We start from the raw sequence: 13,023 nt of genomic DNA, 5'->3' as shown, positions 1-13,023 counted from the left end.
GGTTAACCCCTATCGCTCACGCCAAATGCGCACTGATACAGTCGCGAACCTCATCCAGTGATGGCTCTATGCTACCTACTAGAACAGCCACCCACCTCCAGGCAAATGGCGCAAAATGACCTCCAAGACTACTTCTGCCAACGCGGTTTCCGAGCTGACTTCATCCACTCCCGCGTACAGCGCTCCCGGCTCGAGTTTCTACAGCCCGCGGGCGCTTAACCCGCAGCAGTACCTGTACTTCACCGAGACCGATATCCAGCGCATCCTCGACAACCTCGACGGCCTGCGCGACCTGGTGTTTCCGCCCAGCGTGCATGTCGAAGACGACACCCAACTGCGCCTGGACCAGCAGTTTCCTTCGGTGTGCCTGATCGGCCTGGGCCGTTGTGGCTCGAACATCGCCCTGGATGTTGCAGAACTTGTATACAACGCCAGGACCTTCTACCTCAACGAATTCAACAACGAAGACCGCGCCGGCAGCGAACCGAACTACAGCCCGGCACGCTGGATTCGCAACAACCTGCGCCTGGTGCAGAACAAGGGCAGCAAACCGGTATTCCTGGTAGAGCCACTGGTCATGCTCGGTGATCTCGACAAGGACATCGCCGGGCGCATCCGCTTTTCGCGCAAGGGCGAGAAGAGCGGCTTTATCCGCGACTACAGCAAGATGAAGATCATGGACCTCTCGGAAGTCCATGCCGGTGGCGCCGGTAACGCGCCGATCCTCGGCCAGTACCTGGCCAAGATCATCCTCAACAAGGAAACCCACCGCTTTTCCAGCGCGGACTGGAAGCTGATCCACTCGTACCTGATCGACTCCTGCGGGATCAAGGCCAACCAGTCGCGGTTGTACTTCTACATCTTCAGCGCCGGTGGCGGTACGGGTTCGGGCATGGCTTCGGAATTTGGCCTGGCCCAGCAGTACTCGTACATGAACAAGACCTTCGACACCAAGCCGGCCGACGAGAACGACGGCAAGAGCGGTCATTCGTTCGTCTTCGAGCCGATCTTCACCAGCGGCATCTGCGTGCTGCCAAACATTTCCGATCACCGCAGCGAAATGTCCGAAGCCCTGCACATCAACGCCGGGCGGCTGCTGTGCAAGTATTTGTCGGAGGAATGGGACTTCTCTTACAACTTCGACAATGAAGACAGCAGCGAAGCCAGCGTCATGGGCCGCATCCGCCCGTGGAACGCGATGATGCTGATTTCCAACGACATCATGCGCTACGCCGAAGAGAACGATGACGGCAACATCCAGAACATCGACGTCAATGCCATGGAGAAGCACGCCAACCAGTACATCTCCCAGCAGATCTTCAACATCCTCACCGCCCAGGCGGTAACCACCGACTACGACCAGAACTACTTCCGCCGTGCCGGCATCGACATCGGCGAAACCATCCGCCTGGATGCCAACGACCTGTTCATGAGCCTGGCCGGCCCCGTGGCCATTGCCTATGCCGAATCGGTGGTACCGGAACAGCCGTCGCCAAGCTCGGACAAGTTCAAAGTGTTCGAGAAAGAGCAGCCGCGGCTGAACATCGACGACCTGTTCTTCCGTTCCATCGACCTGCCGCATTTCAACAAGGTGACCCAGGCGATCGAAGGTATCAGCCTGTTGCCGATCGAGTCCCGCCGCTACCGCGCCGCCCTGGAGCAATACCAGGCCTCCGGCTATGACGCAGCGGCGCTGCACGACCTGCACTTTTTCAAGAATTGCTCGTCGGTGGTGTCGATCGTCTCCCTGCCCAAGGACTACAAGCTGTCGTACATGGACCTGAACCGGCTCAAGACCCACCTCAACAGCCTGTTCCCCAACACCACGCTCAAGCGCTACGCGCTGGTCATCGGCGCCTCGGCCAACCTCTCGCTGACCACCCTGATCGCCAAGAGCCCGTGCCTGTCGGACGACTTCCTGACCTTGATCGTGGCGTTCATCAAGCGTTGCTTTGCGCGTAACCCGTACCGCTTCGACGATACCCTGGACAATGCCATCCTCGAGTTCATCACCAGCGACGCCTTCGATGAAGACCGCATCGATGAGCTGCTCAACGAATTCGAGAACCCGGCGAAGATCCTCGATACCAACTGGTACGCGATCAAACCGATGTACGAGAAGAAATACCGCGAGCTGATCAACGACAAGAGCAAGTTCGTCTCGATCAATGACATCCGGCTGTCACGCGAATGCGTGAAGAAAGCGGTGAAATACCTGCGTGAGATTTACCGTCACCGCATTGGCAAGACCCGGGTGATCTCTTTGAACAGCCACACCGGGAAAGTGGATTACTGATTGAAAGCATCGCGGGGCCAGCCCGCTCCTACATCTGTAGGAGCGGGCTGGCCCCGCGATCAGACTGTTACCGTACTCTCTCGGCACACCCAACTGTTACCAACAGCCACCCCGGCTGAACAGTCCCGCGCACCAAAACCTCCTCGCTGTGCATTTTCACGCACCATTTTGGCGCGCTTTCAACCGTTGGTCTTTTCCTGAATCACAATGAACGGCGAGACCACCACGGCCCAGATCTCTGGGTCGCGGTTCTGAAGGTCTAGCGCCTGCTCTGCAGTGACCGGGCCGACAGTGCCAGCATTACGCCACTCAGCGAAGGTTTCGCTACGGTTTTCGGCCATTGCCTGTGCAACTTCGATCAGGTCCAGGGTTGGGTCGACCCAAATCAGGTCACCCTTGGCCCAAAAACGCTCCAGCGCTTTCCACTCGATTCTTCCAGTCTCGCCGAGCAATTTGGCATAGAGGGTGCTTGGTTGATCTGTCATGGGTTCCTACCAGAAATAATTCGACCGCGATAAAGGTCGGTATTTTTGCAGAAAAACCCAGTTTCAAAATAAGTAATTGATCGACAAGGTGGTAAATGCCCGGGATGGGCCAGTAAAACTGGCTAGCCAGTGGCGTTTTTCTATAACTTTCTGTCGATTAGGCGACACCCCTGATTTTGCCCCAGCGGGCCTGCTTTTCAAGCGACAAAGCAGCGCTCTACACTGTACCGGTACAGTTGCCAGGGCCAATCCGGGGGTTATCCGGGTCCGTGACGAGGCGTGGCCTCCCATGGAACCTGATCCGGTCCTCAAGCTCTGGCCGCCAGGACTATAAAAATTACAACAGAATGAGTGGAGCACTATGAGTAAGGCTACTAAGCAGATTTCCAAGCTGTTTGCCGCAATGGTTCTGGCCGGGGTTGCCAGCCATTCGTTTGCAGCCGATACCATCAAGATCGGCATCGCCGGCCCGAAAACCGGCCCGGTCACTCAGTACGGCGACATGCAGTTCATCGGTGCAAAACAGGCCATCAAGGACATCAACGCCAAGGGCGGCGTCGACGGCAAGATGCTTGAAGCCAAAGAATACGATGACGCCTGCGACCCTAAACAGGCCGTGGCAGTCGCCAACAAAGTGGTCAACGACGGCGTCAAGTACGTGGTCGGCCACCTGTGCTCCAGCTCCACCCAGCCTGCGTCCGACATCTACGAAGACGAAGGCGTGATCATGATCACTCCGGCCGCCACCAGCCCGGAAATCACCTCCCGCGGCTACAAGCTGATCTTCCGTACCATAGGCCTGGACAGCGCCCAGGGCCCGGCAGCCGGCAACTACATTGCCGACCACGTCAAACCTAAAATCGTTGCCGTACTGCACGACAAGCAGCAATACGGTGAAGGCATCGCCAGCGCCGTCAAGCAGACCCTGGAAGGCAAAGGCACCAAGGTTGCCGTCTTCGAAGGCCTGAACGCCGGCGACAAGGACTTCTCCTCGATCATCCAGAAGCTCAAGCAAGCCAACGTCGACTTCGTCTACTACGGCGGCTACCACCCAGAGCTGGGCCTGATCCTGCGCCAAGCCAAGGAGAAAGGCCTGAACGCCAAGTTCATGGGCCCAGAAGGTGTCGGTAACGACTCCATCTCGCAAATCGCCCAGAACGCTTCCGAAGGCCTGCTGGTCACCCTGCCGAAGTCCTTCGACGCCGACCCTGCGAACAAGGCAATCGCCGATGCCATCAAGGCCGACGGCAAAGACCCAAGCGGCCCGTTCGTGTTCCCGGCTTACTCGGCTGTCGAGCTGATCGCCGAAGGCATCAAGGCCGCCAAGTCCGAAGACACCGACAAGGTGGCTGCAGCCATCCACGCCGGCACCTTCAAGACCCCGACCGGTGACCTGTCGTACGACGCCAAAGGCGACCTGAAAGACTTCAAATTCGTGGTCTACGAATGGCATTTCGGCAAACCTAAAACCGAAGTTTCTCCTCAGTAATCCCGTCTGACTATATGACTACAAGCCCACTGTGCGAGCAGTGGGCTTTGTTTTACGAGGTTCATGGGCCTGATTCCCGCGATCCGGGAGCAGGTTCACCTGAAAATCTTAAAACCGTCACCAGCGGTTCGCTGGCAGTTGCCTGTGCCGAAGTGGCCAAGACCACAAGACCGGGCCGGGGGCACCCCCACCAGTGAAATGCGTATCAGGTTTTTAGGAGCGCTGTAATGCCTGAGATCTATCACTTCTTCCAACAGCTGGTTAATGGCCTGACCATTGGCAGCACCTATGCCTTGATAGCCATTGGCTACACAATGGTTTACGGCATCATTGGAATGATCAACTTCGCCCATGGCGAGGTGTACATGATCGGTTCCTACGTGGCTTTCATCGCCCTTGCCGGGCTGGCCATGATGGGTATCGATTCACTGCCGATATTGATGACCGTCGCCTTCGTCGCCACGATCTTCGTAACCAGTGCCTATGGCTACAGTATCGAACGGGTCGCCTACCGTCCGTTGCGTAACAGCAACCGGTTGATCCCGCTGATTTCTGCCATTGGCATGTCGATTTTCCTGCAAAACACCGTATTGCTATCCCAGGACTCCAAGGACAAGTCCATCCCCAACCTGATCCCTGGGAGTATCTCCTTCGGCCCGGGCGGCGCAGAGGAAGTGCTGATCTCCTACATGCAGATCCTGGTTTTCATCGTCACCCTGGTGGCCATGACCGGTTTGACCCTGTTCATCTCCCGCTCGCGTCTGGGCCGGGCCTGCCGGGCCTGTGCCGAAGACATCAAGATGGCCAACCTGTTGGGCATCAACACCAACAACATCATCGCCCTGACCTTCGTCATCGGTGCTGCCCTGGCAGCCGTGGCGGCCGTGCTGCTGAGCATGCAGTACGGGGTGATCAACCCCAACGCCGGTTTCCTGGTGGGCCTGAAGGCCTTTACCGCGGCAGTGTTGGGCGGCATCGGCAGCATTCCGGGCGCCATGCTCGGCGGGCTGGTGCTGGGGGTGGCTGAAGCCTTTGGCGCCGATATCTTCGGTGACCAGTACAAGGACGTGGTGGCGTTCGGTCTCTTGGTTCTGGTGCTGTTGTTCCGTCCGACCGGCATTCTCGGCCGTCCGGAGGTTGAAAAAGTATGAACAAAAATCTCAAACAAGCGTTTTTCAGCGCCTTGCTGGTCTGGGCCGTCGCCTTCCCGGTGCTTGGCCTGAAACTCAGCATCGACGGCATCAACCTGATCGTCCACAGCCAAGGGCCGTTCACCCTCACGGTCATCGCCGTGTGTTCGGTGCTGATGTTCTTGCGCGTGCTGTTCGACAAGCAGTGGAGCGCGGTAACCAGCCGCCGTTCGAGCCGCAAGTTGATCTCGCCGGCCATGAGCAACTTCCTGACCCTGCCCAAGACGCAACGCTGGGTCATCATCGGTCTGATCATGGTTGCGCTGGTCTGGCCGTTCTTCGGCTCGCGCGGCGCGGTCGACATCGCCACCCTGATTTTGATCTACGTGTTGCTGGGCCTGGGCCTGAACATCGTGGTCGGTCTGGCTGGCCTGCTCGACCTGGGTTATGTCGGCTTCTACGCCGTCGGCGCCTACAGCTATGCCCTGCTGTCGCACTACTACGGCCTGAGCTTCTGGATCTGCCTGCCGATCGCCGGCCTGATGGCGGCGACCTTCGGCTTCCTGCTCGGTTTCCCGGTACTGCGTCTGCGCGGCGACTACCTGGCCATCGTGACCCTGGGTTTCGGTGAGATCATCCGTCTGTTCCTGCGTAACCTCACCGGTCTTACCGGCGGTCCAAACGGGATCAGCAACATCGAGAAACCAACCTTCTTCGGCCTGACCTTCGAACGCAAGGCCGCCGAGGGCATGCAGACCTTCCACGAGTTCTTCGGCCTGCAGTACAACTCGATCAACAAGGTGATCTTCCTCTACCTGGTGGCACTGCTGCTGGCGTTGCTGGCGCTGTTCGTGATCAACCGGCTGCTGCGCATGCCGATCGGTCGCGCCTGGGAAGCCCTGCGTGAAGACGAGATCGCCTGCCGCGCACTGGGCCTGAACCCGACCATCATCAAACTCTCGGCGTTCACCCTGGGTGCCTGCTTTGCCGGTTTCGCCGGCAGCTTCTTCGCCGCGCGCCAAGGCCTGGTGACACCGGAGTCGTTCACCTTCATCGAGTCGGCCATCATCCTCGCCATCGTCGTGCTCGGCGGCATGGGCTCACAACTGGGCGTGATCCTCGCGGCCATCGTGATGATCCTGCTGCCGGAACTGATGCGTGAGTTCAGCGAATACCGCATGTTGATGTTCGGTGCGCTGATGGTGTTGATGATGATCTGGCGTCCGCAAGGCCTGCTGCCTATGCAACGTCCACATATGGAGCTGCGTCGATGAGCCGCGAAATTCTGCAAGTCAGCGGCCTGAGCATGCGCTTCGGCGGCTTGTTGGCGGTCAACGGCGTGGCCCTGACCGTCAAGGAAAAACAGGTGGTGGCGTTGATCGGCCCGAACGGCGCCGGCAAGACCACGGTGTTCAACTGCCTGACCGGTTTCTACAAGCCGAGCGCCGGCAGCATCCTGCTCGACGGCCAGCCGATCCAGGGCCTGGCCGGCCATCAGATCGCCCGCAAGGGCGTGGTGCGGACTTTCCAGAACGTGCGTCTGTTCAAAGAGATGACCGCCCTGGAAAACCTGCTGATCGCTCAGCACCGGCACCTGAACACCAACTTCTTCGCCGGCCTGCTCAAGACCCCGTCCTTCCGCCGCAGTGAGCTCGAAGCAAAAGAGTACGCACGGTACTGGCTGGAGAAGGTCAACCTGCTCGAGTTCGCCAACCGCCCCGCCGGCACGCTTGCCTACGGCCAGCAACGGCGCCTGGAAATCGCCCGCTGCATGATGACCCGCCCACGGATCATCATGCTCGACGAACCGGCGGCCGGCCTCAACCCGAAAGAGACCGAAGACCTCAAGGCCTTGATCACCGTGCTGCGCGAAGAGCACAACGTCACCGTGCTGCTGATCGAGCACGACATGAAGCTGGTCATGAGCATCTCCGACCACATCGTGGTGATCAACCAGGGCACGCCCCTGGCCGACGGTACGCCGGAACAGATCCGCGACAACCCTGAAGTGATCAAAGCCTACCTGGGGGAAGCGTAAATGCTGCAGTTCGAAAACGTTTCCACCTTCTACGGCAAGATCCAGGCACTGCACAGCGTCAACGTCGAGATCCGCCAGGGCGAGATCGTCACCCTGATCGGCGCCAACGGCGCCGGCAAGTCGACCCTGCTGATGACCCTCTGCGGCTCGCCGCAGGCCCAAAGCGGCAGCATCCGCTACCTGGGTGAAGAACTGGTCGGCCAGCCGTCCTCGCACATCATGCGCAAAAGCATCGCCGTGGTCCCTGAAGGCCGCCGGGTGTTCGCCCGCCTGACCGTGGAGGAGAACCTGGCCATGGGCGGTTTCTTCACCAACAAGGGCGATTACCAGGAGCAGATGGACAAGGTCCTGCAACTGTTCCCGCGCCTGAAGGAGCGCTTCAGCCAGCGCGGCGGCACCATGTCCGGCGGCGAACAGCAGATGCTCGCCATCGGCCGTGCGCTGATGAGCAAGCCCAAGCTGCTGTTGCTTGACGAGCCGTCACTGGGCCTGGCGCCGATCATCATCCAGCAGATCTTCGACATCATCGAGCAACTGCGCCGCGATGGCGTCACGGTGTTCCTGGTCGAACAAAACGCCAACCAGGCGCTGAAAGTCGCTGACCGTGCCTATGTGCTGGAAAACGGCCGGGTAGTGATGGAAGGTACCGGTGAAGCGCTGCTGACCGATCCTAAGGTTCGTGACGCCTACCTGGGCGGTTGATACCCACGGTTGCATGCAACATCAGGAAAAAGGCCTTCGGGCCTTTTTTCTTGCCCGCTGTAACGCCTCCCGGGCAAGGGACTCTAGTGCTGCAGGTGAGCCAGAACCACTGGCTCTTACCTCCTCTTACTACTGGAGCCTCATCATGAACAAGACCCTCAGCGCCGCCGCACTCATCCTCTCCCTGGGCTCGGCCCTGGCCTTCCTGCCTGCGGTACAGGCTGCCGACGACATGAAAATGAGCAAGGAAGCGAGCATGGACAAGGACATGAAAATGGACAAGAAAATGGCCGACGACAAGATGATGGACATGAGCAAGGACAAGAAGATGGAAAAGGACGACAAGATGATGAAAAAAGAAATGAACGACGACAAGATGTAACCCTAGAGGGTCCGTAGCGCCTGACTGCTACGCCTGAACCAGGCCAGCAGGTAATCGGCCAGCACCTGGACCCGCTTCGGCATCCCGCCCTGATAGGGGTGTACCAGAAACAACGGTACGCTGCGCGTCTGATAGTCGCGCAGCAACCACTGCAGGCGACCGTCCGCCAGTTCTGCATGCAGCATGTACGACGGCAAGCGAGCGACGCCAGCACCCAGCAGTGCCGCCTTCTTCAGCAAGCTGTAATGATTGCTCGCAAAGCTTCCGGCCACCTGCACCCGCAACAATTCATGCTGCTGGTGGTACAACCATTCTTCACGGCCACTGTAATGGCTATTGAGCAGGCAACGATGGCCGCTCAAGTCGGCCGGTATCCGCGGCTCTCCATGACGTTGCAGATAGGCTGGGCTGGCACAGGTGAGTTCCTGCATGGCCAGCACCGGACGAGCCACCAGGCGCGCGTCATCCTGCACCTCGGTACGAATCGCCAGATCGAAACCCTCGCCCAAAAGGTCGCGATAACCATTGTTCAGCTCAAGCTCCACCTGCAGGTCCGGGTAGGTGGCGGCGAACTCCATCAGCAACCCCTCGAAGAACGTCTCCCCCAACGACACCGGCACGGTGATACGCACCGGCCCCGCCAGTTCGTCCTTGAGCATGGCCAGGGTTTGCCGTGCCCCTTCCATCTGCCGCACCAACGCCTGCGCTTGAGGCAGCAACATGGCGCCGGCAGCCGTCAGGCTCAGGCGCCGGGTGGTGCGGTGCAGCAACTTCACTGAATGGCTGGCTTCCAGGGCGCTGATGCGCTTGGACAGTTGCCCCTTGCTCCAGCCCAGTTGCTGCGCGGCCAGGGTGAAACTGCCGGCATCCATCAACGCGGCAAAGGCCGCCAGATCGTCGAGGTCGCTCATGGATTGTTTCCACATGAAAACCAAAGGTTGCCTATTAGCACGCTTATCTGCAGAAAAATCCACCCTAGACTTGAGCCTTGTCTTCACTACCCACGAGGAATGGCTCAATGAAAATCCTGTTGATCGGCGCCAGCGGTACCATCGGTTCGGCGGTTGCCAAAGAGCTGGAACAACGTCATGAAGTGCTGCGCATCGGCCGCAGCAGCGGCGACTATCAGGTGGACATCAGCGACAGCGCCTCGATTCGCCGCCTGTTCGAACAGACCGGCCGCTTCGATGCCCTGGTCTGCGCCGCCGGTAACGTGACCTTTGCCCCCCTTGATGAAATGAATGCGGAGCACTTCGCCCTGGGCCTGAGCGACAAGCTGATGGGCCAGGTCAACCTGCTGTTGATCGGCCGCGAGTTCATCAACGATGGCGGCTCATTCACCTTTACCAGCGGCATTCTCAACCGCGACCCGATCCGCTCCGGCGCCTCGGCCAGCCTGGTCAATGGCGCGCTCGATGCCTTCGTCAAGGCGGCAGCCATCGAATTGCCCCGTGGCCTGCGGGTCAACTCCATCAGCCCCAACGTACTGGTCGAAGCCATGCCGGCCTATGCTCCGTATTTCCGCGGGTTCAAGCCGGTGCCGGCCGCCGACGTGGCACTGGCCTATGCCAAGAGCGTTGAAGGAATGCAGACCGGCCAGACCTACCAGGTTGGCTAAGGCCTTGTGATCGGCGAGCAGCCTGCGTAACGTGGCGGCACCTTTTGCTCGAGATGCTGGAGTTTGCTTGATGCGTGCCGCCCCTTCGCTGTTGCTTGTCGCCTTGTTGCCGTTGTTTGCCGGCTGCCAGATGCTGGCTGAAAAGCCGCAAGCCGCCTCTACCGCAGGCCAGACCCGCATGCAGGGCGAACTGACTGCCCAGGGCGGACAACTGCTGTTCAAGCCCTGCGAAGAAACCCGCCGCTTTGCTGTCAATGACAGCGGCAACACCGGCCTGCTGCAGGAAGCCAGCGCACTGGCGGCAACGCCCGGCACCCTGTTCGCCGACGTGCGCGGCACGCTGTCGGCCAGCCAGAAAGGCGGCAACGATGGCCAGTTGAATGTGCAGCGCCTGTACCGCGTCGAGCATTCCAGCAGCGCCTGCAGCGATCCCAACTTCAAGCGCCTGACCCTGCGCGCCAGCGGCCATGAGCCGGACTGGAGCCTCAAGGCCGGCGGCAAGGGCATGGTCCTGGAGCGCGTCGGTCAGCCTTCGCTGGCCGTGCCCTACCTGGAAGAACAACTGCCCGACGGACGCTTCAGCCTGAGCACCGAGGCCAACGGCCAGAAAGTCGAACTCTGGGTCGCCCCGCAGCGCTGCGTCGACAGCGCCACCGGCAGCGTGCAGCACCTGAGGGCCGAACTGCGGGTCGACGGCCAGACCCTGCGCGGCTGCGCCTATTACGGTGGCTCGCGCAACGACTGATCATCGGCGCACGCGTTTAACCTGCCTGCAAAGGCGGCGAACAGCTTATACTTGGCGGTTTGTGTAAAGCCGCCGGCCGTTCATGGCCGGGATACTGGACCCTGCCATGTTACGAATCACCGAACTGAAGCTGCCGCTGGATCATCCTGATGAAGCCCTGCGCGAGGCCATCGTGCAACGCTTGGGGATCAGCGACGAGCAACTGCTGGACTTCACCCTGTTCAAGCGCAGCTATGATGCACGCAAGAAGAACAGCGAGCTGCTGTTCATCTACACCATCGACCTGCAAGTGAGCAACGAAGCCGAACTGCTGCAAAAGTTCGCCGACGATCACAACGTCAACGTCGCTCCAGATGTCAGCTACAAAGTGGTTGGCCAGGCCCCTGCCGACCTGCAGGAGCGCCCCATCGTCGTCGGCTTCGGCCCGTGCGGGATTTTCGCCGGCCTGCTGTTGGCGCAGATGGGCTTCAAGCCAATCATCCTTGAGCGCGGCAAGGAAGTTCGTCAGCGCACCAAGGACACCTGGGGCCTGTGGCGTAAAAGCGTGCTCAACCCCGAGTCGAACGTGCAATTTGGCGAAGGCGGTGCCGGGACCTTCTCCGACGGCAAGCTCTACAGCCAGATCAAGGACCCGCAGCACCACGGCCGCAAGGTACTGCACGAGTTCGTCAAAGCCGGTGCACCGGACGAGATCCTCTACGTCAGCAAGCCGCACATCGGTACGTTCCGCCTGACCGGCATGGTCGAGAACATGCGCCACGAAATCCACGCGCTGGGCGGCGAAGTGCGCTTCGAGCAAAAGGTCACCGACCTGCTGATGGACGACGGCCAGCTCAACGGCGTGGTCCTGGAAAGCGGCGAACAGCTGCATTCGCGCCATGTGGTCCTGGCCCTGGGCCACAGTGCCCGTGACACGTTCCGCATGCTGCATGCCCGCGGCGTGTTCATGGAGGCCAAGCCGTTCTCGATCGGCTTCCGTATCGAACATCCGCAATCGCTGATCGACCAGGCGCGCCTGGGCAAGTATGCCGGTCACCCGAAACTGGGCGCGGCCGACTACAAGCTGGTGTACCACGCCAAGAACGGCCGTTCGGTCTACAGCTTCTGCATGTGCCCGGGCGGCACCGTGGTTGCCGCTACCAGCGAGCCGGGCCGGGTGGTCACCAACGGCATGAGCCAGTACTCGCGTAACGAGCGCAATGCAAACTCCGGTATCGTCGTTGGCATTACCCCTGAGCAGGATTATCCGGGTGGCCCGCTGGCCGGTATCGAGCTGCAGGAAAAACTCGAAGCCCACGCTTACGTGCTGGGTGGCAGCAACTACCAGGCGCCGGCGCAACTGGTCGGTGACTTTGTCGCCGGACGGCCGTCCACTGCCATCGGCAGTGTCGAGCCGTCCTACAAGCCAGGTGTCAGCCTGGGCGACCTGGCCCCGAGCCTGCCCGACTTTGCCATCGAAGCCATTCGTGAAGCCCTCCCGGCCTTCGATCGGCAGATCAAGGGCTACAACCTGCCTGACGCGGTATTGACCGGGATCGAAACCCGTACCTCATCGCCGCTGCGCATCACCCGTGATGCCAGCATGCAGAGCCTGAACCTCAAGGGCTTGTTCCCGGCGGGTGAAGGTGCAGGTTATGCCGGCGGGATCCTGTCGGCGGGTGTTGACGGGATTCGCATTGCTGAAGCGGTGGCGCGCAGCATGCTCGGTCTGCAGGCCTGATTCATACCGCAACACAGTAATCGCCGGCAACGCCGGCTCCCACAAGGGCCTGATTTGTGGGAGCCGGCGTTGCCGGCGATGGGCTGCAAGGCAGCCCGCCTTCAAACACCCTCGCGCAATACCGACGCCGGCAACGCCTCACCGCGCTCGACACAAGCAGCCACCGCCGCAATCATCCCCTCCAGCTGATACCCCTGCCCGCTCAACCAGTCCTGGTCATAGTACGTGGTCGCATAGCGATCGCCGCCATCACACAGTATTGCCACGATCGACCCGGCCTCCCCCGCCNCGCNCATNTGCTGCGCCGCTGCNAGGGCGNCAATCAGGTTGGTGACGCTGCANCCGCCAACACGCNNTCCCAGGCGCTGGGCCAGNTAATGCATGGCCGCCAGGGACAGGGCGTCCGGCACCTTGACCA

At 60.3% G+C, this 13,023-nt stretch carries 12 protein-coding genes and 1 pseudogene; 10 read left to right on the top strand and 3 right to left on the bottom strand.

Annotated features, from left to right (window positions below):
• Nucleotides 1–115 precede the first annotated feature (115 nt).
• A complete protein-coding gene (locus tag JV241A_RS05910) occupies nt 116–2,296 on the top strand; it encodes a hypothetical protein (RefSeq protein WP_115085670.1) in 2,181 nt (726 codons plus the stop codon).
• Nucleotides 2,297–2,475: 179 nt separating this feature from the next.
• Here JV241A_RS05910 and JV241A_RS05905 read toward each other — a convergent pair whose 3' ends face one another.
• The gene (locus JV241A_RS05905) at nt 2,476–2,781 is read right to left on the bottom strand and encodes a DUF2288 domain-containing protein (RefSeq protein ID WP_115085669.1); all 306 of its coding nucleotides are present in this window, start codon (nt 2,779–2,781) and stop codon (nt 2,476–2,478) included.
• A 361-nt stretch (nt 2,782–3,142) separates the two neighbouring features.
• Here JV241A_RS05905 and JV241A_RS05900 point away from each other — a divergent pair, with 361 nt between their 5' ends.
• The 6 genes from JV241A_RS05900 to JV241A_RS05870 all read left to right on the top strand — a co-directional run bounded on the left by JV241A_RS05900 (nt 3,143) and on the right by JV241A_RS05870 (nt 8,522).
• Entirely contained in the window at nt 3,143–4,270 is a 1,128-nt protein-coding gene (locus tag JV241A_RS05900) for a branched-chain amino acid ABC transporter substrate-binding protein (RefSeq protein ID WP_115085668.1), read from the top strand.
• Nucleotides 4,271–4,497: 227 nt separating this feature from the next.
• Nucleotides 4,498–5,421: a high-affinity branched-chain amino acid ABC transporter permease LivH gene (gene livH, locus JV241A_RS05890; RefSeq protein WP_045185823.1), complete on the top strand. Its 924-nt coding sequence runs from the start codon at nt 4,498–4,500 to the stop codon at nt 5,419–5,421.
• Nucleotides 5,418–6,674: a high-affinity branched-chain amino acid ABC transporter permease LivM gene (locus JV241A_RS05885; protein WP_115085667.1), complete on the top strand. Its 1,257-nt coding sequence runs from the start codon at nt 5,418–5,420 to the stop codon at nt 6,672–6,674. Before livH ends, JV241A_RS05885 begins: the two co-directional genes overlap by 4 nt.
• Complete coding sequence (gene livG / locus JV241A_RS05880; RefSeq protein ID WP_115085666.1) at nt 6,671–7,438, top strand: high-affinity branched-chain amino acid ABC transporter ATP-binding protein LivG; 768 nt, start codon at nt 6,671–6,673, stop codon at nt 7,436–7,438. Before JV241A_RS05885 ends, livG begins: the two co-directional genes overlap by 4 nt.
• The gene (locus JV241A_RS05875) at nt 7,439–8,140 is read left to right on the top strand and encodes an ABC transporter ATP-binding protein (RefSeq protein WP_115085665.1); all 702 of its coding nucleotides are present in this window, start codon (nt 7,439–7,441) and stop codon (nt 8,138–8,140) included. It begins immediately after the preceding gene.
• A 145-nt stretch (nt 8,141–8,285) separates the two neighbouring features.
• Nucleotides 8,286–8,522 (top strand): hypothetical protein, encoded by a 237-nt coding sequence (locus JV241A_RS05870; protein ID WP_115085664.1) that lies wholly within the window; start codon nt 8,286–8,288, stop codon nt 8,520–8,522.
• Between the two features lie 2 nt (nt 8,523–8,524).
• Here JV241A_RS05870 and JV241A_RS05865 read toward each other — a convergent pair whose 3' ends face one another.
• Nucleotides 8,525–9,433, bottom strand: coding sequence for a LysR family transcriptional regulator (locus tag JV241A_RS05865; RefSeq protein ID WP_115085663.1), 909 nt, complete (start codon nt 9,431–9,433; stop codon nt 8,525–8,527).
• Between the two features lie 107 nt (nt 9,434–9,540).
• On the opposite strand from JV241A_RS05865, the gene JV241A_RS05860 reads away from it, so the two are divergent.
• From JV241A_RS05860 to JV241A_RS05850, 3 genes are all read left to right on the top strand, one after another.
• On the top strand, nt 9,541–10,140 hold the full coding sequence (locus JV241A_RS05860; protein WP_115085662.1) for a short chain dehydrogenase: 600 nt from the start codon (nt 9,541–9,543) through the stop codon (nt 10,138–10,140).
• A gap of 70 nt (nt 10,141–10,210) precedes the next feature.
• Nucleotides 10,211–10,885, top strand: a complete 675-nt coding sequence (locus tag JV241A_RS05855; RefSeq protein WP_134061554.1) for a hypothetical protein — start codon at nt 10,211–10,213, stop codon at nt 10,883–10,885.
• 106 nt (nt 10,886–10,991) lie between these two features.
• Nucleotides 10,992–12,605 (top strand): NAD(P)/FAD-dependent oxidoreductase, encoded by a 1,614-nt coding sequence (locus JV241A_RS05850; protein ID WP_134061553.1) that lies wholly within the window; start codon nt 10,992–10,994, stop codon nt 12,603–12,605.
• Nucleotides 12,606–12,706: 101 nt separating this feature from the next.
• Here JV241A_RS05850 and JV241A_RS05845 read toward each other — a convergent pair.
• A pseudogene (locus JV241A_RS05845) lies at nt 12,707–13,023 on the bottom strand (PLP-dependent cysteine synthase family protein); the annotation flags it as partial.

Source organism: Pseudomonas sp. JV241A, assembly GCF_900275665.1.
GTDB classification, from domain to species: Bacteria; Pseudomonadota; Gammaproteobacteria; order Pseudomonadales; family Pseudomonadaceae; genus Aquipseudomonas; species Aquipseudomonas wadenswilerensis.
This window is presented reverse-complemented; position numbering and strand designations above follow the sequence as displayed.